At 43.2% G+C, this 22,974-nt stretch carries 20 protein-coding genes and 1 pseudogene; 16 read left to right on the top strand and 5 right to left on the bottom strand.

Annotated features, from left to right (window positions below; all coding sequences use genetic code 11):
* From GA0116948_RS20300 to GA0116948_RS20275, 5 genes are all read left to right on the top strand, one after another.
* Positions 1–951 (top strand): RHS repeat-associated core domain-containing protein (locus tag GA0116948_RS20300; RefSeq protein WP_139111391.1); only part of this gene is annotated, 951 nt, incomplete at its 5' end.
* Positions 952–966: 15 nt separating this feature from the next.
* Positions 967–1,443 carry a polymorphic toxin type 33 domain-containing protein gene (locus GA0116948_RS20295; RefSeq protein ID WP_089715648.1) on the top strand — a complete coding sequence of 159 codons (477 nt, stop codon included), beginning with the start codon at positions 967–969 and terminating at the stop codon, positions 1,441–1,443.
* 20 nt (positions 1,444–1,463) lie between these two features.
* Positions 1,464–1,886 carry a DUF4279 domain-containing protein gene (locus GA0116948_RS20290; protein WP_165798542.1) on the top strand — a complete coding sequence of 141 codons (423 nt, stop codon included), beginning with the start codon at positions 1,464–1,466 and terminating at the stop codon, positions 1,884–1,886.
* A gap of 346 nt (positions 1,887–2,232) precedes the next feature.
* Complete coding sequence (locus GA0116948_RS20280) at positions 2,233–2,520, top strand: hypothetical protein (protein WP_123891875.1); 288 nt, start codon at positions 2,233–2,235, stop codon at positions 2,518–2,520.
* Between the two features lie 306 nt (positions 2,521–2,826).
* Positions 2,827–3,309 carry a hypothetical protein gene (locus GA0116948_RS20275; RefSeq protein ID WP_089715640.1) on the top strand — a complete coding sequence of 161 codons (483 nt, stop codon included), beginning with the start codon at positions 2,827–2,829 and terminating at the stop codon, positions 3,307–3,309.
* Positions 3,310–3,474: 165 nt separating this feature from the next.
* Here GA0116948_RS20275 and GA0116948_RS20270 read toward each other — a convergent pair whose 3' ends face one another.
* Complete coding sequence (locus GA0116948_RS20270; RefSeq protein ID WP_089715653.1) at positions 3,475–3,975, bottom strand: cupin domain-containing protein; 501 nt, start codon at positions 3,973–3,975, stop codon at positions 3,475–3,477.
* A 22-nt stretch (positions 3,976–3,997) separates the two neighbouring features.
* Positions 3,998–4,561: pseudogene (locus GA0116948_RS20265) on the bottom strand (SDR family NAD(P)-dependent oxidoreductase); the annotation flags it as partial.
* Positions 4,562–5,127: 566 nt separating this feature from the next.
* Here GA0116948_RS20265 and GA0116948_RS20260 point away from each other — a divergent pair.
* From GA0116948_RS20260 to GA0116948_RS20225, 8 genes are all read left to right on the top strand, one after another.
* Positions 5,128–5,556 carry a DUF4279 domain-containing protein gene (locus GA0116948_RS20260; protein ID WP_089715638.1) on the top strand — a complete coding sequence of 143 codons (429 nt, stop codon included), beginning with the start codon at positions 5,128–5,130 and terminating at the stop codon, positions 5,554–5,556.
* A 293-nt stretch (positions 5,557–5,849) separates the two neighbouring features.
* Positions 5,850–6,413: a hypothetical protein gene (locus tag GA0116948_RS20255; protein WP_089715636.1), complete on the top strand. Its 564-nt coding sequence runs from the start codon at positions 5,850–5,852 to the stop codon at positions 6,411–6,413.
* A 459-nt stretch (positions 6,414–6,872) separates the two neighbouring features.
* Positions 6,873–7,322, top strand: coding sequence for a hypothetical protein (locus tag GA0116948_RS20250; protein WP_089715634.1), 450 nt, complete (start codon positions 6,873–6,875; stop codon positions 7,320–7,322).
* 376 nt (positions 7,323–7,698) lie between these two features.
* Entirely contained in the window at positions 7,699–8,094 is a 396-nt protein-coding gene (locus GA0116948_RS20245; protein ID WP_123891876.1) for a hypothetical protein, read from the top strand.
* A 329-nt stretch (positions 8,095–8,423) separates the two neighbouring features.
* Entirely contained in the window at positions 8,424–8,864 is a 441-nt protein-coding gene (locus tag GA0116948_RS20240) for a hypothetical protein (protein WP_089715629.1), read from the top strand.
* A 213-nt stretch (positions 8,865–9,077) separates the two neighbouring features.
* Positions 9,078–9,365, top strand: coding sequence for a DUF7683 domain-containing protein (locus GA0116948_RS20235; protein WP_089715628.1), 288 nt, complete (start codon positions 9,078–9,080; stop codon positions 9,363–9,365).
* Positions 9,366–9,558: 193 nt separating this feature from the next.
* Positions 9,559–10,287 (top strand): DUF4262 domain-containing protein, encoded by a 729-nt coding sequence (locus GA0116948_RS20230; protein ID WP_165798543.1) that lies wholly within the window; start codon positions 9,559–9,561, stop codon positions 10,285–10,287.
* A 336-nt stretch (positions 10,288–10,623) separates the two neighbouring features.
* Positions 10,624–11,253, top strand: a complete 630-nt coding sequence (locus GA0116948_RS20225) for a hypothetical protein (protein ID WP_089715623.1) — start codon at positions 10,624–10,626, stop codon at positions 11,251–11,253.
* A gap of 142 nt (positions 11,254–11,395) precedes the next feature.
* Here the strand turns inward: GA0116948_RS20225 and GA0116948_RS20220 are convergent, their stop codons facing one another.
* Both GA0116948_RS20220 and smc read right to left on the bottom strand, forming a co-directional pair.
* Positions 11,396–12,991, bottom strand: coding sequence for an amidase (locus GA0116948_RS20220; protein ID WP_089715621.1), 1,596 nt, complete (start codon positions 12,989–12,991; stop codon positions 11,396–11,398).
* 93 nt (positions 12,992–13,084) lie between these two features.
* A complete protein-coding gene (gene smc, locus GA0116948_RS20215; RefSeq protein ID WP_089715619.1) occupies positions 13,085–16,618 on the bottom strand; it encodes a chromosome segregation protein SMC in 3,534 nt (1,177 codons plus the stop codon).
* Positions 16,619–16,779: 161 nt separating this feature from the next.
* Here smc and GA0116948_RS20210 point away from each other — a divergent pair, with 161 nt between their 5' ends.
* Complete coding sequence (locus GA0116948_RS20210; RefSeq protein WP_089715617.1) at positions 16,780–19,038, top strand: FUSC family protein; 2,259 nt, start codon at positions 16,780–16,782, stop codon at positions 19,036–19,038.
* 5 nt (positions 19,039–19,043) lie between these two features.
* Here the strand turns inward: GA0116948_RS20210 and bshC are convergent, their stop codons facing one another.
* Positions 19,044–20,639, bottom strand: coding sequence for a bacillithiol biosynthesis cysteine-adding enzyme BshC (bshC, locus tag GA0116948_RS20205; RefSeq protein WP_089715615.1), 1,596 nt, complete (start codon positions 20,637–20,639; stop codon positions 19,044–19,046).
* A gap of 204 nt (positions 20,640–20,843) precedes the next feature.
* Here bshC and GA0116948_RS20200 point away from each other — a divergent pair, with 204 nt between their 5' ends.
* Positions 20,844–21,854, top strand: a complete 1,011-nt coding sequence (locus GA0116948_RS20200) for a glycosyltransferase family 4 protein (protein ID WP_089715613.1) — start codon at positions 20,844–20,846, stop codon at positions 21,852–21,854.
* Positions 21,855–22,008: 154 nt separating this feature from the next.
* A complete protein-coding gene (locus tag GA0116948_RS20195) occupies positions 22,009–22,608 on the top strand; it encodes an NAD(P)H-dependent oxidoreductase (RefSeq protein ID WP_089715651.1) in 600 nt (199 codons plus the stop codon).
* The last annotated feature ends 366 nt before the right edge of the window (positions 22,609–22,974 follow it).

The following is a 22,974-nucleotide window of genomic DNA, read 5'->3' as shown; positions in this document are numbered from 1 at the left end:
GGACCTTCTATCGTGCTACGTGTAATGGCGGGTGATGTGATCACCATCGGCACAAAAGCATATTATACCAATACCGGGGCTAATACCCGCTACGCTTCTACTGCGGACATGATCACTTCTTTGCTCCAGGCTTTTGCCACCGGCGGACAGGCAGACGGTGCGCATGTGCCTACTGGAAGCGGCTCCCCCATGTCCTCTACTACCATGAATAGTAGCCTGTTTGATCAGATTAAACAAACCACGGGTAGTGAAGACAACGCGAGCAAACCTAAAGCCTACCTGAACTTCGTATTGTTTGATGACCAGTTCAATATGGTGAGCAGTAATAGTGGAAACCGGCAGGTACAGGCATCGCCGGGAGCGCTGCAAACTTTGGCCGTTAGTCCGATGACCATTAAATCGACCGGGTTTATTTATATTTACGTGAGTAATGAGAGTGGGCAGGATGTGTATTTTAATAATTTGGTGGTGAATCATATTAGTGGGCCGTTGCTGGAGGAGACGCATTATTATCCGTATGGGTTGACGATGGCAGGGATCTCTGACAAAGCAATTAAATCACAATACACTGAGAACAAGTATAAGTTTAATGGAAAAGAGCTTCAGAGTAAAGAGTTCAATGACGGATCAGGACTAGAGGGATACGACTTTGGAGCGAGGATGCAGGATCCACAGTTGATGGTGTGGCATAATCCTGATCCATTAGCAGATAAGAATAGAAGGTGGAGCCCTTATGCGTATGCTAACGATAATCCAATCCGGTTTATCGATCCAGATGGAATGGAAAGTTTTGATGCAAATGGCAGTGGTGCATTTGAGGCTTGTGCCGGTTGTCAATTTAATAAGACTCCACCTCAAGATGACAAGTTTAATGTGGGGCATGAACCAAGCATTTTTGATAATCCTTATTTTGCAGGAGGAAGGCCAGACGACAAGGTTTTTGACAATTAAGATGAAAGGCATCAAATGCTCGATGACGGTTTTAATGACAAGGGGCCACACTATATTGCAGGGGATGCTGGGGGGGATGATGAAGGAAAAAAGAAGAAGCCTGAAACGGGTGGAGATGCAACTGAAGACCCTACTAGAAATCCTAGCCAAGACAAAAAGTTGACACCTGGCGAAATTGAAAAGCTGAAGGAGAAGGGAGTATGGGATCATCATGATAAAGACTTCGGAAGCCGGTTTGATTTATATAAGGACAGAAAGGGCAATGTATATGAAAAACCCAAAGGAGGACTTGGGCCGGGCGATCCAATTGGTATAAATTTGAACAATCTATTTTCAACGCCCCCGGCAGGTGGCCTAAGTCCAGCAGGCAAAATAGGAACTGGTGTTGTTGTTGGTGTTGCAATATATGAGGTCATTAAATGGGGCGCGGCTATCCTTTTGGTGCCAGAAACATTTGGCGGATCCTTGGGGGCAGCGGCAGCTACACCTTGATAATAAAATTGAATAATCTTATGAGAAATGAAGTCATTCTAAGCTTTGTAATCGCGGACTTTGACGATATAAGCCCCGATAAAATCACTGAAAACATTGGCATTACTCCAGTCAGAATTTATATTAAGGGGGAAAGAAAGAACCCTAATCTTTCAGGGATCGCGAAACGGAATCGATGGATTATGGGTTCTGGCTTGGACAAGTACGCCTCATTTGAAGATCAGATGAATGCGATGTTGGATATCATCGAATCCAAGATTGAACTGTTACGGCCGTTTTGTGAGAAATATTATTGTGAGTTTTCTTGTGCTATATTTATCCGCTATGACAATGACGAAAGTACGCCATCAGTGCATTTAGATGCGCGATACAACCGCTTGACAAAGGAGTTGAATATAGAATTTGATGTTGATCTATACTGCCTTCCCAATAAAGATGAATAGATTTACTAGTCTGGTTAAACTCTTTTTTCAAACACAGCGGGGGGATATTCTGGGTGCCGAAACTTCCCTAGCTTTACGGTATTGTAAACAGTTAGGTGTACAAGGAGCTATGAAGCAATCACTTGCGGATGCAGGATCACCTTCTTTTCACGAGGAAACAGGTTTTTTGGGAAAGAGAGAAGATGGGTCAGATTTTGTGGTAAGGGCAAAGGCCGGAGAAAATGCTGATCCATCAAAAGATCCCTAGGCTTCATAACGGTTAAAAATATAAGATCGCGTAATAAAAGTTAGCAAACAGATAAATGGCGGCACCCTGCGGATAATAGCCCAAAATACTTACGACGAGTTGGGAAGATTGAAAAAGAAAGTGCTGGACAACAACCTGGAAGCCGTTAATCAAGAATACAACATAAAAGGCTGGTTAAGTGCCATCAACAAAGATTACGTAGCCGGCAGCAATACGGACATAAATCACTTCGGTGAAAAGATTAATTATAACACCGGTTTTACCAACCCCCAGTATAATGGCAATATCTCCGGCGTAACCTGGAAAGGTTTTAATGCGCCCATCGCAAGGGCATACGGATATGGCTATGATGCGGCCAGCCGCCTTACCAGCGCCGACTTCAGGTAGCAGAACGACGGCAGCACAGACTATACCAACGATAAAGTGGATTTTACCGTGAGCGGCCTTTCTTATGATGGAAATGGAAACATCCTTTCCATGAATCAAAATGGTTTGAAGGCAGGACAAATTAGAGAGAGAATAGGAATAGCCACGGGACTCTCTGGCACGGCTCTAACGTTGTATATTATATTTTCAGAAGGAAGTAGATTATATCCTCCAAGAAATTTCGTACCGATACCTTAATACATGAAATACTTCATATTAACTAGTTACATTTTATTCCAATGTTGTAATCTTCATCAACTTAAAAATATGACGCCTAGTATCCACAAACTTGATTTTTCTACGAGTCACCATCAGTTCTACATATGTGACAAAGAAACTTCACAAAACACCGGCGATGATGATTTTTGGACGGAAGAGGCTACTCTTTCCCGATTAGCCATAGGGAATGGTATTTTGGGCGTGGGATTAGAATGCTATGGTCCTTTAAAAGGGGAACTTGTTTTAATTAAAAGTAAAAAGGACATGATAACATACAATCAATACGATCACATTGTAGAAGGGGGATTAGACATACCTTCTGGGATATTGCAAGTACTGGATTGCCCGTTTTCAAATATTGAACTAGAAGTAAAAATACCACCCGGTAAATACCGCGTAAGAATTTATTCCGCAAATCTCGCGAGTGTAGTTGATCAAGAGGAAGGAGATGATTATTATAGAGTAGAAATCTGGCCTGATACAAACATGGAACGAATAGTAATAAAACAATATAAAGAGAAAAATTTCTAAATGTTTCTTTACAAACTATTGGGGCGTAATTGCCCCATTTTATTTTTAACCCAACATTTTTCCCGGACAATAGTGATATTTTATAGTTGTACAAAATCCTATAGCCGGATGTTTATTTACCAACTGTAGCATTATAACAACAAACTCATCTTAGTTAACCATATATTATACGTTGTCCAGATAATTTCTTGGATAGGTTTTTTGGCCATACTTTTTGTCCATAGCCTCTATAAAAGCAATCCGTTCCGGTGTATTTTCAGGAAGAGGAAGGATCTCACCTTCCTTTACCGGCTGACCGATTTCTCTAAAGATATTTTCAAGACCTGCGGGCACTACCGTACACAACAACCGGACAAACTCGCCGGAAGTGTTTTGAAAACAATGTATCGCCCCGCCGAAAGGGATATTGACAAAACCACCTTTAGCAACATTTTCTTTACCTTTCTCCGTTTTAAATTCAATTTCACCTTCGACAACATAGAACATTTCTTGAAAGGCAGAATGAGAATGCGGCGGCGGACCTCCACCAGGGGGCACATTCATCTCTATAACGGCATAATTGCCTCCAGTCTGTTCACCCGAAATTACGATACGATAATTACCTCCCGCCACACCAAGAAATTCTCCCGTTGACGCGTTTTTTATGCTAATATCTTTTTCTGACATAATCATTGATTTAATTTCTTACTTATCTTCCATAGTCAGCTATGGTCTGGCCTGTTACAAAGGCGGCACCTTTAGAGCAGAGAAAAGAAACGACTCCTACAAGGTCTTCGGACTCTATTACTTTAGATATGACCTGCATCTTGGACAGGATATCAAATATCTCAGCGTTCACGCTCTTCATCGTCTTGGTGTTTGCAAGACCCGGAGCGCTTACGTTTACCGTACTAACGTTGGCCCCAACTTCACTTGCCAAAGCACGCGCAAAACCGATAACGCTGCCTTTGCTCGCTATATAGGCAGTCATCTGTGGTGCGTTGGTGTAAAATGAAGTGCTGGCCACATTCACGATACGACCATACTTTTGTTGTATCATATAAAGCACAAATGCTTTACTCATTAAAAAAGTACCGTCCAAATTGATGCCAATTACCTTTTACCATAAAGCATAGTCTGTCTCGGCAAATGGCTTCCAGGGGTAAATCCCCGCATTATTTACCAATGTCGTAATGCCTAAATTTTCTGCAACCTGTGCAGCAAAATCTTGGGTTGCTTCAGGTGAAGTTACGTCGACGATGGCAGAAAAAAAATTTCTCGCCTCCGCTGAGTAGCTGACACAGCCACCGAACGCTTAAGATGTCATGTTGAGCGGCAATCGTGCCCGCTTTACTGAATTCGGACAAGGATTATGTGTAGAAGTTAAGAGTTAATCTGACAATTAGGGCTAAATTTAAGTATCACAATTATTTTAAGAAAACAAAATGTTAGATCACTAACTCAAAAACTAACAAGTGCTGAGTGGGAAAAATTGAATACCTTTTTTCTTATACAGGAAAAACCAAAAGCAAATTAATAATATATACCCTTTAAATCTACTGGTATAAGAAAAAAAAGGCATTAACATCCAATTTTCCAGCAGATTTTAGTTGCTTTAAAATTTCCGTAGATAACGTATTCATCACTAACCTTTAATATGAATAATTTTCCAGCACTAAATGTGGATATCGCCGTGAGCTGCCTTTCTTACAACGGAAATGGCAACATCTTTCCATGAATAAAACTGCATTGAAGGCAGGGCAACTTACCGCGGCAGAAAGAAGGGGCAAGAGAAATCGCACCTCCTGGAGTTAATTTAAATGACCTTAAATCAAATGAATGATGGCAGAGAATAAAAAGACAGAAACGAAAGTATATTTAAAAATACATGATTTTGATTGTTCTATTGAGGAAATAACAGCTTTAATTGGGATAGAACCTTCAAAAGCTGGACAAAAAGGTGATTTACTGCCTAAACGAAACATTGAATTGCATAGAAAATTTAGTTCTTGGGTTTTAGAATCTGGCGTGGACATACATGCTTCTGTAGATGAACATGTTGATGCTTTAATCAATACTATTACTCCCCGGATAAAAATACTTAAGAATTTAATTGCTACATACAATGGTGAATTAACAATTGTTGTTTACACTCATTCAGAATACAATATAGGGATGTATATAGATAAAGTTAAATTAGGCATATTGTTGGATTTAGGAGTTTCTTTAGATATTGATATCTACTTTTTAAACGATACTGAATCCTGAATTAAAAAATGTCTGATTGAATTTAAAAACAAGACAACCTACAAGCGAGCTGCAACCCCTCGTTTATAGCACTCTTACTTAGAAGTTCATTGCTTTTCTATCTTTGGTTTTTTGATAATGTTATCGACAAGGAAATATATGAATTTTCTAAGCCCGAAAACCATTGATTGAAGTATAGGCGATCAACCATTAGCAGATGAAATCACTGGCCCAGGAGCAGCTAAGGGGACAAAAAGCCTAATAATCTAATAAAGAAATTGGTTAAGAAACAAACTTCCTCAATAAATAAAAAAATGAAGGATACTAATTATATTTCAGAAAAATATAGGAAATATTTATTAGAAGTTGTATTTGAAGAACAAAAATATTATACAGTATTTGGTGCTGATCTTTCAGACAACGAAATAGATAAATTATTAGTTGATACTGATGGTAATATACTTCTATTCCCTTTGCCTCACGATTTATTTTCTTCAATTCAAAACAGAACTACCTTTTTTGATAATGACATGTTAAAAAAATGGGCTATAGAGGCTTTTGATTTTGAAAAACCATATGCGGTAATAAATCTTGACATTTTGTCAAAAAACACTTTTTATTTAAATGATGTTCAATTGCTTAAATCTATTTATGGCACATTAGGGATTATAGAGGATTACGCGTATCAAATTGGTGATAAAAGTTTGCTGGCTCTTATGGAGAAGGACGTTTTATTACAGTTCCAAGATTCCCTTTCAGATTACTTTATTTGGTCCGAAAACAAAGCTTTAAAAATACCTGTTGACGCTAATATTTTGTATCTTTCTTTAAAAGAAGTTTATGAAAGAGTAAAGGAGAAATTATATATATATCAATAGGTTAAGCAGTCTCCCTGCGGACTCGGTCGTCCAGTTCCAGGTCTGGCTGAGGTGGTCTTCTAAGGGTGGTATCCGGAATGCCCGCCATCCTTTCGCAATCCATTTTGTTGACTTTATTACTCCAGGCCTTTGCCACTGACGATTAACCAGACGGTGGCACATGCCTAAGGGAAGCAACTCCAAGATTTCCCCCTCTACCATAAACAGTAGGGTGTTTAATCAAATTAAAAGGACACCAGGTAGTGAAAACAACTTCAGTAAACCTGAAGCCTATCTGAACGTTGTATTATTTGATTACCCGTTCAATATGGTGATTAAAGCCACAGAGTGACAAGTGGACAGAGCTGGGAGAAGGAATTCAGCCAAAGCTACCAATAAGAAAACAGGAATATATTCAAGAGTAGGGATAGATGAGGCCTTTCGGAATATGGTAAATAAATATCTAGCAAAAAAAATAAAGTGAAAAAAGTGCCCATCATTATAGTTGGAATAGTCTTACTCATATGGGAGATACATTTTGACTTCCACCGGAGGAGTGAAATTAACAAAATTGCATTAGTAGACTTAGACTTGGAACTAACAGGAATTGTCGAAAATGTTGACAATGGAGATAATTTTCATGGATATGGAATTATAAGGTTAAAAATAATAAATTCTAACATACAAGCATATGACCCACGCGGAAAGCTGCAGTATTACTTTTGCATCATCAAAGATGGTATAGCTGAAGTATATGACCATGCTTCTTCTTCAAATACATTTATAGGAGATACGTTGGTTTACAATACAAGAGAAAAAATAAGTGCTATTATTAAAAACGGAAGAAAAATAAAAAATGGTTCCATCGGAGTAAATACAGAGGATGCTTATTACAGGTACATAACACTAAAAACCATATTTAAAGAATAGTGTTATAAAATAAATCTATTAGCGGTTGACAAATCACCCCATTATTCAATGTAGAATTAGGGAGGAACCATTAATTATATGTTTCATATTCAACTTAAAAAAAACATATTCTGCATACATATTTGAATCTGCTTGATCCATACTTTAAAAGGACTGGACAAAGTAACCATATGGACTTAATTCTTTTATTGAAAGAGCAAAATTCATGAAGCTATATGCATAGATAAAGGGTTATTAAAAAAAGAATATCCATTAACCGATTTGAATCTTCTCTATGAAAGATAAAATGTATGAATACAGACATCGTTGAAATACCTCCATATAACAATTTACTTGTTTATAAAAAGGAAGGATGGAAATTCCAAAATTAACATGAATGATAAGGAAAATAATATTTTTTATAGGATCACTGCTATTAGGAATGTCCTGCAGGTTCCCAATGGGAGGAAAAGATAATAGGTTAATGAAAAAAGTCTACCAAAATCAAAAATCTTATTATGATAAAACAAACAGGATTAAAGATGAATATACAAATATTATTAATTTTGGGATTAAGGCCAGGGAAGAACTATATAAAAAATATGGCTTAAAGTTATCAGAATTAAAGGATTTTATCATACTGGAAGGATTTAATCCAGGTTGGGGAAATTTCCGCGGTATACTTATAAGCAATAAAGAAATTTATGTTTATAAAAATAAAGAAACAGGAAAATGGGATATGGAATTAACAAACATTGAAAGCCATGACATTGAAAAAAAATATATATTATAGACAAAGTAAAATCCTGGGATACTTTATATCTCAATAGCCAAAGAAAGCACTTCGGGGCCGATATCCATGATGGGTTTTCATTTTTAGCAAAGAGGGTTCATTATATAGATATCCACCATACAAAAATAGAAACAATTTTATTTAATGAATTTGAACTTAAAGAATAGAAATATAAAAATAAATACCGCTGTGTTACCAATGATTAAATATTCACTAGCACCTGATTACTATAAATTTAAGCAAAGTCAACATACATACTTTCCATAGCTAATAATAGATACCCATTATACTTTTCCCCAATTAAATATTTCCAGTTTCAAAAAGTCATTATGGAAAAAAAATATTTTATTTTATTGTTAACGCTTTTTGTATTCGTAAGATATAATACCAAGGCCCAAAAGTCCGAAATAAAAAGCTATGCCATTTTAACTATTGAAGATTCATTCAGCCGCGGATTTGAAGGAGTGAAAAGATATTATTGGATTATAGATTTGGATTCAATTAATCAGCATAAAAGTACTTTTCATCCTCTTTTGTTATCCGGATTTTCAAAAAATAATTTTGAGGACTGCTGCAAGGGTATTAATATAAACCCTTTTATTTTTACTCCAGCAGATAGCATTTTTGATCTGGGAAATGTATATTTTAAGGAACTGGAATATTTAGATAAATTAATTTATTTGAAAAGAATAAAGACGCATCAAATAGTTAAAGAACAGTTTTTGAAAAAAAAACAAGGAAATAATTACGTATTACATAACCCCAATTAAAGGTAAATTTTGTAATGCTGACATTGATAAAACAGGTACGCAGCTCACAGGATACAATGGAAAAATTTACATCCCATATTCAACATTTGAAGTGAATGTAGATTTTTGGAGTTCATACCAATCATCCATTTTTGCTCAGATGGACTTCACAAACTTTAAATTTAATGTTTTTAGATGAGCGATCTATAAAGGGAAAATATATACACTATACAGATGAATACAAAAAGTTTATTAGATAAGCTTATTAGCACAGAAAGGGTTCTGAATATATATGATGATAATAATAAAAAAGAGCTCGTAAAAGAGATAAAAATCAATATCCCGCTTGCAAAATTGAAGGAAATTGTGCCACCCAGAGATGGTGATGAATTACTCTATATTAGTTATATTTTGAATAAAATACAATTAGATACACTCAATGAAATTTTAGGAAATGTTAATAAAATTGATTTCAATTCTTATTACTACGTTTTAGAGTGTATTGGAACATATAAATGGTAATGTATATAAAAAACATCAGGACATGTTAGTTAAAAATGAGCAGAGGCCATAAAAACGAAAAGGCTATTTTAAAAATGAATTGTTTAAAAAACTCAAAGGAAGATTTATTTTTTATGTGACTAGGGAACAAAACACTAAAAAAATCAGTCGTAATACTTAAGAAGCTAACTGATTAGAAAATAAATCAATGACAATGGTTGATAAAAATCAATTTTCCTATTTAATTAAATGCAACATCGAAAAATATGAACACCATGTAACCATTGTTAGTAGCATGGTAGAACCCAGATACGCCTATACAATTGGATTAAAAAATATTGTAAATTATGAGTTAGTTTTTGCTGGGGGAATTTACTACCTAAAGGAAGATATTTTTTTAATATTTAATGCATTCTATAACGAAATTAAGAAAGGAAAGGATTTAATTAATGAAACCCTTACGATTGATAATTTAGGAAATTTTTCATTATCTGAAATAGACGCCTCCTGGAGCAACATAATGTTAATAGGCGCTTTTGATTACTTTAAAACACGTCAAATTAAATCATTTCAAATTCTACCAGATAAAAATCATTATACCCTTGATATTCCTGACATGAAAAAAGAATTCACTATTTCTACGGAACCAATTTGGCAATGGATAACTCGCACATGGAATTACTCTGTCCCTCAAAATTCCATTGTTATTACTAATTTAAAAACTTTATTAGGCGAATCTATAACGGAAATAATGCGCTGGGAAAACGATGAATGGGAAATGTTCGCAGGCGCAGGCCCTAATGTAAAAAAAAATGAAATGCGTGTAATTTCGCTAGGAACAATTATCGGTATTGATAAAACAATTTTGCCTGCAATGGATCTGAAGATAGGAAAAGGATTGTGGCGAGATTCCATCCAATCAAGCTGGAATAATTGGGAATGATGGTAAGCTATTGGTATTACCTACATTTTAAACCCTATGGCCATAAAAAAATTAACAACCAATATTGAGAAATCTCCCCTTTTTTTTCGTGAATGCAATTGTATATAAAGATGAAAACACTTACAAGACAGAAATTTTTTGGCTTTCGCTACAAATAACACTAGTAACGATATTTGGGTGAAGGATAGTGCATGGGTATACCTATCAAAAACAGGCGACACCTTGAAAAAAGTAAAATACAATGCCGACGTAAAATAACTAACATGGGCAGACAAAATGTAAAACTGGCCAGTTCCATATTGAAAGGAATAGGAAAAAACGTAAACCCCAATAATAATGTTAAGCGATCCTTTAAGTCAGCAAAAACTAGTTAAAATATTTTCCAATAAGAAAGATAGGGAGTTATTTATTAGTAACTACGATTTTTCAGCAACAGATGAAAATAATTTATTTTATAAAAATTACATCGATAATAACTGCCTTTCCTTAGAGACAGATATATTGATTTTGATTTTGGATTTATCAGTATCAATTGAATATTTTAAGGATATTCTTGTACATCATACCTGGTCGCTGTATAAGAAAAAAAGATTTTTATTCAGACTTACTTTTTTAGACTACCTATGTTTTTTTCAAAGAAAAATAGACACCGCAATATACCTTGAAATGAATGAGTCTGTTCTCAAGACCTCCTCGAATATAGCGCTTGCATTTCAAGCAGCTATTAATCTCTACGATTGGGATAAAAAATATATGCCCTATGTATTCAAATTTCTTAAGAAAGCATCCAGTAATTCCAATTATTATATCTTCTTTAGAATTGTACAATTTTTAGAACAAGAAGAAAAGGATGACTTTAATTTAAAAGTGAAGGATCATGTAAAAATGTTGCTGAGTGATAAGGACTTAATTTTACCGGGAAATCATAAATTTGATTTATTAAAAAGGGTTAATGATATAAAATGAGCGTCCATGTTGTCATTTTCAAAAGTATGCACCTATTACCCACTCGATTTTTATACAGCATACCTCATCGACTTTATATAAGTAAAAAAGAATCGTCCCATAACACGGTGATAGGGATTACTAAATAAACGAGCTACCCCCCCTACTCCATCCCCACCGTCTCCAGAAACCCCGGCGCCATCCGCCATTTCGTAGCCTGCTCATACGCATATGCCAGTGTAATGATGGCCCCTTCCTGCCAGGCCCCGGCAAAAAAGGATAACCCTACTGGAAGCCCGGCTACCTGCCCCATGGGCACCGTGATATGCGGATATCCCGCAATGGCTGCTGGCGAGGAAAAATCATATCCCGTATTGGCATCGCCGTGAATGGGGTCTATACAACAAGACGGCCCGAAGGTTACGCCACACAAAGCGTCCAGCCGGTGCTGCTGTAGCAGGTGGTGGATGGCGTTCTGTGCGGTGTTGCGGTTCCCGCTTTGCGCGGCTACGTATTCCGGTGTTTGCAGGTCGCCCTTAACATGGCTGGTTTCGAGGATCTCCTGTTGGAAATAGGGCATCACTTTATCTGCATGGGCCTTGTTGAATGCAATCACATCTTCCAGGCTTTTCATGGCAGAATTGGCGGAGGCGAGGTATTTATTCAGCCCGTCTTTAAATTCATATTCCAGTACTTTCAATTCATTTTCGGCCAATGCATCCACGATCTTCGCCAGTTCCACCTCTACCACGGTGGCGCCTTGCGCGCGGAGCGTATCCAGGGCTTGCTGTACTAACACATCCACCTGCTCATGGCGTTGCAACATGGATTTTTCAAACCCAATACGTTTACCGCGCAGCCCTTTGGCGTTTAAGAACTTCGTATAGTCTTGCTGTATATGACCACCAGCGGTGGCTTCATCCTTTTCATCTGCCCCTGCTAATACTCCTAGCAATGCGGCAGCATCCGCCACCGTGCGTGCCATAGGCCCTGCCGTGTCTTGTGTAACGGAAATGGGGATAATACCACTGCGGCTCAGCAGACCCACGGTAGGTTTAATGCCTACAATGCCGCAGGCCGATGCCGGGCATACGATGGATCCATCTGTTTCTGTGCCGATGGCCACGGCGCAAAGATTGGCCGCTACGGCCACGGCAGCACCGGAGCTGGAACCGCAGGGATTACGATCCAGCACATAAGGGCTGCGTGTTTGCCTTCCCCGGCTGCTCCACCCGCTGATGGAACGTGTGGAGCGAAAGTTGGCCCACTCGCTCAGGTTGGTTTTGCCCAATAATACCGCGCCGGCAGCGCGCAATTTGGCTACGATAAAGGCATCCTGCAATGCGCGGTTATCCGCCAGCGCCAGGGAGCCGGCGCTGGTAATCATTTTATCGCCGGTATCGATATTGTCTTTTATTAAAACAGGGATGCCGTGCAGGGGGCCGCGCAGCTTCCCTTCCTTGCGCTCCTGGTCCATCGCAGCGGCTATTGCGCCGGCATCGGGGTTCAGGGCAATTACGGCACGCAATTGCGGCCCTGCCTGATCGATTGCCTGTATACGGCGTATATACATCTCCGTTATAGTGCTGCTGGTAAGGGCGCCGGATTTCATTTGCTCCTGTAACGTTTGGAGCGTGACTTCCTGCAACGGAAAATCCGGTATTGGAAAAGCCTTTCCCCTACCGGGTTTTAACGAAAGCCCTGTAAAGGCAGGAAGGCCCAACAACGAGCCGCTTTTAAGGAAATGACGCCTGTTCATATGCGATGTAGCGATTAGATAACCTGAATATAACGTAACAGCCCCGGTCTTGGTTTGGACCGGGGCTGTTTTTATGTCTTTTACTTAAACCAATTAATTACTCAAACTCCTGAAATCCACCGGCACCAGTTTACTCACCCCTGGCTCCTGCATGGTTACGCCGTAGATCACGTCTACTGCCGCCATGGTTTGCTTGTTGTGCGTAACGATGATGAACTGCGAGTTGTCGGAAAATTTGCGGATCATGTTGGTGAACTTGCCCACGTTGGCATCGTCCAGCGGGGCGTCTACTTCATCGAGTATACAAAACGGAGCAGGCTTGATGAGGTAGATGGCGAAGAGTAGCGCCGTGGCCGTCAGCGTTTTTTCCCCACCAGACAGTTGGGTGATGGCGGCAGGGCGTTTGCCTTTAGGCTTGGCGATGATCTCTATGCCGGTATCTGCCAGGTTAGCCGGATCGCTGAGGATCATGTCGCACTGGTCTTCTTCAGTGAAGAGGGCCTTGAACACGCGGACAAAATTTTCCTTCACCTGGTTAAAGGTGTCGAGGAATTTTTGGTTGGCGGTAGACTCTACTTCCTGGATAGTAGCCATCAACGAGTCTTTGGCGCTCACCAGGTCGTTCTTTTGTTCCAGGATGAACTCATAGCGCTTCTTCATTTCCTGGTAAGCTTCGATGGCCGTGGGGTTGATCTCGCCCATGTTTTCCATGCGCTTTTTCAACTTTTCGGCAGTGATTTGCAGGTCTTCCACGGCATCCGTGGTTTTACGCAACTCGTCGAGCATCTCGTCCAGGTTAATTTTAAATTCCACGCTGAGGCGCTCTTTCATGGAGGCCAGTTGGAGTTTCAATTCGTTCACCTTGTCTTTCAGGGTGGCCAATCGATGTTCCAGGTCGGCGCGACTGCGTTGTTTGCTACGCAGGGCGGTTTCCCGTTCTGCCAGGGTGTTGCGGAAGTTATAGTATTCCTGGTCTTTTTCGCTCACAGCCTTCCCATCTTCTTCGCGCTGGCGGAACATATCTGCCAATCCATCTTCGGCGTGGGCCAGTTTATCTTCCGCAGCGGCTATATTGGCCGCAGCGTCTTCCAATTGGGTTTTATTACTGGCGATCTGCGTGTGCAGGTCGCTGAGTTGTTGGCGTTTAAATTCCAATTCCTGTTTCAACGCCTGCACTTTGCTTTGCTGGCGGGTGTGCTGGAGGTTTTGATTATTGAATTGAACGTTAGCCTGGTTAAACTGCGCCTCCGCTTCCTGTGCGGCGCGGTCGGCGGCTACAATGCTGTCGTGCAGGGTATGCACGCGGTCGTTCAGCGTTTCCAGTTCATCGCGTACCGAGGAAATGCTTTCCTGGTTATCGTCCAGCGACTGCTGCATGTCGGCCAGGCGTTTGTCGCCGGTTTCCACCAGGTGGCGGAAGTTCTCAATGCGGTTTTGCAGGCCAAACAGTTGGTTATTGAGCTGGTTAATTTTTTCGCGGCTTTGGTTAATGTTAGTTTCGTTCAACTGGCTATTGAACCCCAGCACCGCGTTGTGTTTTTCCTGGATCTGGGCCTTGAGCGCCGTTACAGTATCGTTCAGGGTATTAATTTCTGCTTCCAGTTTTTCCAGGTTCTTGGCCCGGCCCAGCTTCTTCCCTTCAAACAGGCCTACGGAACCGCCGCTCAGGCTGTATTTGCCGCGATGAATACGACCACTCTTTTCGGTGATCAGCACATCATTGTCGGGCAACTGGCTATAGTCGATAGCGGTGGCATCTTCGGTAATGAATACTTTGCCCAGCAGGTAATTGCCCAGGCCCTTGTATTTCTCATCAATCTCCACTACGTCCAGCGCCGGCAGGGTGGAGGGCGGCGTAAAGAGCGCCCCGGCCTGGTGGCGAAACTGGTCGAGGATAAAAAAATTGGCTTTGCCTTTTTTGTTAGCATCCAGCAGGCGGATGGCCTGAATGGCTTCTGCCGTGTCGTTTACCACGTAATAGTTAAGGTAAGGTTCCAGCAGGTTTTCCACGCAGGTGCGGTATTCCTCTTTACAGAAAAAGATATCGCTCAGGATGGGTGCCTTGTTATTCCACTCCGTATTTTTCTTGAGGAACTTAATACTTTCCGGGTATCCTTCCAGGCTATCTACCAAGGATTTCAGCAGGTCGTATTCGTTCTTTTTGGCATCAAGGGTTCGGTTTTCATTCACCAGTTTTTCCCGCAGGCCTTCCATCTCCGATTGGGTGGAGAGGATCTTGCCCTTGGTTTCTTCGTGGAAGGCAATCATTTCTTCCAGGTCGGCCTTGGCGTCTTGTACGGTGAGTTGCAGGCCTTCCTTCTCGTCTTGCAACTGTTCGATCTGTTGCTGGCGCTGGGTTTTTTCTTCCTGCAATTGCTGGATGCTGCGCACCAGGTTTTGCACGGAGGTGTCGGCTACGGCCACTTTTTTCTCTGCCTCAAACTGCTGGCGCTGCCATTGTTGCTGGTCTTTGCGCAAGCCTTCGAGGGCCAATTTCCGTTCGTTAAATTGTTCCCGGCGTTCTTCCACCAGGTCTTTCAGGGTTTCTACCCCATCCTGCATGGTTTCAAACACCGCTGCCTCTTCTTCGCTCTGGCGCTGGGTGAAGCGGATACTTTCCGTGAGGCTTTCCAACTGGGTGCCGGCAGTTTCCAGGAAAGTGTGCAGGCCTTTTTCCCGTTCGCGCAGGTAGCTGAGCTGCTGGGTGGCCAGGTTTTTATCGTTTTCGCGGGTGCGGATGTTAGATACCAGTTCGTTATAGGCCTTCTGAAGCTCCTGCAATTCGCGTTCTTTGGCCACAAAGTGCAGCTTATCGTCTTCCACCGCCGCTTCTTCGGTGGCAATTGCTGCGTCCAGGGCCATTTTTTTGTCCAGCTCCTGCTGCTGCTCTTCATTCAGCTCACGGAAGGTGATGTTAAATCCTTCGAGGGCAGCCTTGGCCAGTTCTATACTTATATCGCGGTATTCCTTTTTCACCTCGTAATAGCGTTCTGCCTTGCGGGCCTGGCTTTCCAGGGTTTTGAGGTTGTTATTGATCTCAAACAGCAGGTCATCTATACGGTTAAGGTCGCCCTCGGTGGCGTCCAGCTTAGACTTGGCTTCTTTTTTACGGGTTTTGTAGATGGAAATGCCGGCGGCTTGCTCCAGCATGCGGCGGCGGCTATTTTCCTTATCGCGGATAATATCGTCCACCATGCCCAGTTCTATGATAGCATAGGAATCGGTACTCACGCCGGTGTCCATGAACAGGTTGTGGATGTCTTTGAGGCGGCAGGCCACGTCATTGAGGCGGTATTCGCTATCGCCGTTTTTGTAAAATTTGCGGGTAACGGTTACGGTAGTAAATTCTGTGGGCAGCACATTCCGGGTATTTTCAAAGGTGAGGCTTACCTCGGCCATTCCACTGGAAGAACGGTTTTTAGAACCATTGAACACCAGGCCCGATTGGTTTTCGGATCGAAGATTACTGATCTTATGCTCACCGATCACCCAGCGGATGGAGTCGATGATATTACTTTTTCCACAGCCATTGGGCCCTATCACGCCGGTGATGCCTTCATCGAAATTCAGCACGGTTTTGTCGGCAAAGCTCTTAAACCCTTTTATTTCTAATGTTTTTAAACGCACGTATTATTCCCGGTTTTTTTGAGGAGTCAAAGATATAATTCGGAATAGGTAATTTAATGGGCCTGGATTTAATAATGGTAATATTTTATACACACCTGTGGAGAAAAAAGTTAGGAACGGTTATAGCGGGTTGATTTTCAGAAATATGCTAATTTTACCACATGCAAAGCGAGCGGACCCTACGCGAGATTAAGCGTTTTATTTTCAGTTATCATTTCAGTACCGGGTTGCGCATGACTATTGGCGTAGTGCTACCCTCCGTTGTTTTTTATTACCTGGGTTACCTCAGCATTGGCATTGGTCTTTCTACCGGCGCGCTTTGTACCGGCATTTCCGACGTACCGGGCACCGCCCTGCACCGGCGGAATGGCTTACTCATCAGCACTACCCTGAATGGCCTGATAGCCTTGGGTACCGGGTTGGTAATTCCCTATTTTTCCCTTTCCATTCCCTGGATACTGCTGGTGTGCTTTTTCTGCGGCATGCTGCTGGTGTATGGCAACCGGGGTGGCAATATTGGCATTGGCGGCCTGCTGGTGATGGTGATGGTTATTGGCGAGCCCACGGTGAATGTGGCCGATGGCTTGCTCTTTGCCTCCCTGATACTGGGCGGTTGCCTTTGGTACGATTTCCTGGCCTTGCTGCTCTGGCAAATACGACCCTACCTGAGCGTGCAGCAGGCCCTGGGCAGCGCCCTTGTGGAAACCGCCTATTACCTGGAGCTAAGGTCTAATTTTTATCAACCCGGGGTAAACGTTACTGAAAATTACAACGCTGTGCTGGCCCAGCAGATTAAGGTGAATGAGCAAACCGAATCGGTACGCGAACTGCTGCTGAAACGCCGGGCCGATCAGCAGGGTACTACTTCGATCAACAAAAGCCTGGTGATGATCTTCCTGGAAGCGGTAGACCTCCAGGAACAGGTAATGACCTCCCATATTAATTACGAGGAACTCCAAAAAATATTTCCAGACGATAGCGTACTGGGGCCTTTCCGCCACCTGGTCTATTTATTTTCCGAAGAGCTGAAAAATATAGGCATCGCCGTGAGTGCCGGCCTGCGGTCCAGGCCTCACTACAACCTGCCCTACGAGATTGAGAAAGTAAAAAAACTGCTGGCCGATTTCCGCAACACCCGTACCAGCTTACAGGAAAGGACCGACCTGGTCGCGCTGAATAACATCCTGCAAACCCTCCAGGAAATGGCGGTCCGTTACCACTATCTGCACCGCCTTTCCCGCCTGGACGCCGAGCAACAAACGCCCATTGATCCCAACCTGGAGCTGTCCAGGTTTGTAACAAGGCAGCGTTATGATGTGGAGGTATTTACCAGTAACCTTACCTTCCGTTCTAATAACTTCCGCCACGCCATCCGGCTAAGTCTTGCCACCATAGCAGGTTTTCTGCTGGGTGAATTTATTGGGCTGCACAGGGTATACTGGATATTGCTCACTATTGTGGTGATCTTAAAGCCAGGGTTCAGCCTAACTAAAACCAAAAGCACCCAGCGCCTCTGGGGCACGGTGATCGGGGCGTTGTTTGCCCTGGGACTGCTGCATTTTGTACACGTGCCGGCAGTGATCTTTGTGGCGATGCTGCTCTGTATTTTAGGGGCCTATAGTTTTACCACATTCAATTATACGGTAAGTGTGTTTTTTACCACGCCTTATGTGATCTTCCTCTTACACTTCCTGCACCCGGAAGATATAGAAAACGTGCTACAGCGCGTGCTGGACACGTTTATAGGTGGTACCATTTCCTTCCTGGCCAGTCATTTGCTGTGGCCTAGTTGGGAATACAAATACCTGCCGGCATACATGAGCCACATGCTGCGCAGCAACCAATCCTACTTCGATCAGTCGATGAAGCTCTACACCAAAGCGCCGTTCAACATCACCGAATTTAAACTGGCCCGCAAAGATACCCACGTAAGCACGGCCAATCTCATGGCGGCTTTCCAGCGCATGCTGTCGGAGCCTAAGAGCCGGCATAAAAACGGGTCGCAGGTATATCACTTCGTGGTACTGAATCACTCATTGTCTTCTCACATTGCCACCCTGGCCAACATGGGCATGCAACACCCCATGCAGTTTTACCGCCCGGAATATAACGTTATCCAGGCCTACCTGAGTGCCTTCATGCAGCACATTGAAGACCGGATGAATGCCATTGCCGCAACAGAGAATGATCAAAAAGCCCCCCCGGTGGCGGATTTCGAAATATCCAACCACGCATTTGACCCACTGGACCAGCACCTGAACCACCTGCTGCAATTACGGCAACAGGAGATAGACAACAAGGCACCACACTCGCAGGTACGCAGCGAACTGCTGGAAGTGAAAAACATGCACGACCAGTTGCATTTAATACATTCTTTGTTGAAGGACATTTTGAAGACCATCCAGGAGCGGGAGTTGTAACCAGGCTATTCCTCCTCGATCACAATAAACTGATCGGTAACCGGTACAATATGCTCCAGCAGCACATCAAAAAACGCCGGTCCGTACTGCGCGTAGTAGGGAATAAAATTCTCCTTGCGCTCCTGTAAACTATTGGCAGGAAATAATTTCTTTTTCACCGCTTGTATGCTCTCCGTTTGCCAGGCAAATTTTTTCTTTTCCGCCTTCAGGAATTTGTGTTCCAGCTTGCCGATAGATTTCACCGCCTTCTGGTATTCCGCGCCCACACTGGCCACCAGCGTTCCATCTATGGCACGGGCTTTCTCCGTTAGCTCATCAAACAGGCGCTCTATGGTGGTGTATTCTTCTTTCAGTACCAGCGCCGCATTGGTGTGCGATTCCACGTAATGATCTATCAGCTCCAGGGTATCCTTGAAAAGATCGGTACTTTCTAATTCCAGCTTATGCAGGCGTTTCAGCGAACCGCTGTCTACCCACAGGAAAGAGTTGCGCAGCAGCAGCACCGGGAAAGGCACCTGGTATTGTGCGAACAAGCTTTTCAGTTCCAGCCAATAAGCGATCTCCCCGCCCCCACCAATGAAGGCAAGGTTAGGCAGCACCGTTTCCTGGAACATACCCCGCAGGATCACATTGGGGCTAAAGCGCTCGGGATGGGCATCGAGTTCGGCCAGCAGTTCGGTTTCTGTGAAAGTATAATCCGTGTTCAGCACAGCCCAGCGGTGGCCCTCCCGCACAATGCGTTCGCGCTGATCATCCACCAGGTAAAACAAATTAATCTCCCGCGGATTGGCCTGCACTTTATAATGCTGCGCCAGTTGGGCCATGGTTTCAGTAACCAGCTTGTAAGACGTTTGCTGCAATAACTCCTGCTTCATCACGGGGATGTACAGGCGTTTCAGTGCGGCATTGTCTGGCACCAGCACCACCAGGCCAAAACGGCCAAAGAGCGCATTCACCAGGTACAAGGTGGCCTGCTGCACATTTATGCCGGGCTGATAAGCTTCGCGCAGGAGCGCCAGCAATTCGGCACCATGGGGCAGAAAATTAATGCTGTGGGCAATTTCCTCCAGCATAGGCTCCAGGCCATCAGTGAGCATGCGGCCCACCGCGCCATGCTGGCTGGTTTCCCAGGTAAGGGTTTTACCATCCAGGAAAATACTGCCCAGCTCTTCCAGGTCTGCATCTTCACTCCCCATGTAGTAAACGGGTACAAAATTATATTGGGGGTACTGGACTTTCAGGTCTGCCGCCAGTTTCACCGCTTGTAATATCTTATAAGCGAAGTACAGGTATCCCGTAAAAAGATTAGGCTGGTGTGCTGTACAAACGGTGAAGGTATCGGGCGATTGTAAACGAGCGATGTTTTCCTGCACGGCATCATGCAGGGTAAGGCCCGCATATTGTTCCCGCAAAGCCGCTACCAATACGGCACGGTCTACCGGGGCCTGCTGGCGCGCGGCGATCACTTTCCCAAAATCGGCCTGCAAAGGAGCATACGCGTAAAAGGGGCTGACCTGAGGATGGGCAGCGAGGAAATCCAGGACAAGTTGACTAAAATAACCTGTTTGCCGGTAGGGCAAATGGCGAACGTGATAGCTCATAATTCCTTCGTACGAAATAATTCAAAGGGCGAAGTTAGGGAAAATAGCCTTGCCCCCCGGTGTAGCTTTCCTTGCTCCCCGTTCCTCGCACGGCGTAGCAGCCTGTATTACACACCAGCTGCACAATACAGCAATCAGCGGCAAACCAACTGCATATTTTTTTGAATAGTAAAAGAATGGGTCGTTTTTTGACAGGTGGGTGATATGAAAATAGCAATTTTAGCACCTATAGCCTGGCGCACCCCACCCCGCCATTATGGTCCCTGGGAACAAATGGCCTCCAACCTGGCAGAAGGCCTGGTACAGCAAGGACACGATGTAACCCTCTTCGCCACCGCCGACTCTATTACCAGCGGCACCCTGGAAGCCGTAATAGCCACCGGTTATGCAGAAGACCCACAGGCCGATGCCAAGGTAGCCGAATGCCTGCATATCAGCCACCTGATGGAACAGGCTGGCCAGTTTGACCTGCTGCACAATCACTTCGATTTCCTCCCCCTCACCTATTCCCGCCTCGCTAAAACGCCTATGGTGACTACCATACATGGTTTTTCTTCGCCCAAAATATTGCCGGTGTTCCAGCGCTACAATGATATTGGCCACTACGTATCGATCAGTAAAGCAGACCGCAGTACGCTGCTGCGTTATGCCGCCACAGTGTACAACGGCGTGCGGGTGGAAGACTTCCCCTTTCACGCCCAGCCACAGGACTACCTGCTATACTATGGCCGCATCCATCCCCACAAAGGCGCACACGACGCCATCCAGATTGCCCTGGCCACCGGTCATCGCCTGCTCATAGCTGGCATTGTGCAGGACGAGGGCTATTTTAATGAAAAAGTGAAACCCTTTATCGATGGGGAACAGATTGTATTCCTGGGCGCAGTGGGTGGGGAAAAACGCAGTGAACTGCTGGGCAATGCCCTGGCCCTCTTGCACCCCATTTATTTTGACGAACCCTTTGGACTGAGTGTAGCAGAAGCCATGTGCTGCGGCACGCCCGTGATCGCGTATAACCGCGGATCTATGCCAGAGCTGATTGTACCCGGGAAAACGGGTTTTTTGGTGAATGGTTTGGAGGAAGCCAAAGCATGCGTGTCGCGCCTGGGGGATATAAAAAGAGCGGATTGCAATGTGCATGCACTGGCGCATTTTAGTGTGGCGCAGATGGTGAAGGGGTATGAGGCGGTGTACGAGGGGATTTTATCGCGGTGACAATACCTTCAGTAATTTATCTATGATACCGGAGCAGGATGAATTATATTATCTTAACAGCCAGTTAGTGCTTGCAACGTTTGCTGTCGCGCACAAATTCCCGATCAGCAAATCGATATGGCCTGCATATATAACCACATCAATATATAACAACATGAATTTTTTACCACTTGCGCAACGCAGATATTCAACCAAGAAATACGACGCGGCTAAAAAAGTTACGGCAGCACAAATCCAGGAATTAAAAGAAATCATACGATTAAGTCCTTCTTCTATTAACAGCCAACCTTGGAAATTTACCTTTGTTACTAACGAAACGGTGAAAAGGGAATTAGCCGCTCAATCCTACATGAACGAAAATTCGATTAACAATGTAGGACTTTTAGTAGTGTTCAGTGTTATCGAAGATCTACCACTTTTTGAAAAACGCAATATTTCCATTTTGCCCCCGGGTTGGATTGCTTTCTATGAACATCAGGTAAAAGCACATGGCATTGCCGCTACAAAATCCTGGATGGAAAACCAGGTTTATCTTTCATTAGGCTATTTTTTGAGTGCCTGCGCCAGTATGGGGCTGGACGCCACCCCCATGGAAGGCATTAACCGTAACGCGTATAAGCAGCTATTGCCCCAAAGCGAATACAGGCCATTATTTGCGGTTACGGTAGGCTATGCCGATGCAAGTGATTTGAATCATCCATCCGTTTCACCAAAATCGCGGTTTGATCTGGATGATGTGGTGCAATCAATTTAAAAAAAGAAACCACTTTCCATTCCAGGGATACTGTTTTTCTTAATCGATAATGTGATCCAGAACTATAAATTTAAAAAGGCTTTGGATAAATAATAACCCCGGTTGCTTACCGGGGTTTATTACTCAAATATTAATTATCACTATTGTCCGGGAAAAATGTTGTGTTCAAAATAAAAAAGGGGCAATTGCGCCCCAATAGTTTATAATTTTGGGTTACGACACTCAAAAGATAAACTTGGATAAAGGTAGAAAATTTCCCGGACAGCCGGTCTTGTCACAAATATTAGATGTAATACCCAATTCACTAATATATTCTGCTAACCGGAAGCATAAATCAAACCGCTATTCTAAGCGACTCCCTTTAAG

The sequence above is a fragment of the Chitinophaga costaii genome (assembly GCF_900094705.1).
Lineage (GTDB): Bacteria > Bacteroidota > Bacteroidia > Chitinophagales > Chitinophagaceae > Chitinophaga > Chitinophaga costaii.
The sequence above is the reverse complement of the archived record's forward strand: the minus strand, read 5'-3'. Positions and strand labels throughout refer to the sequence as shown.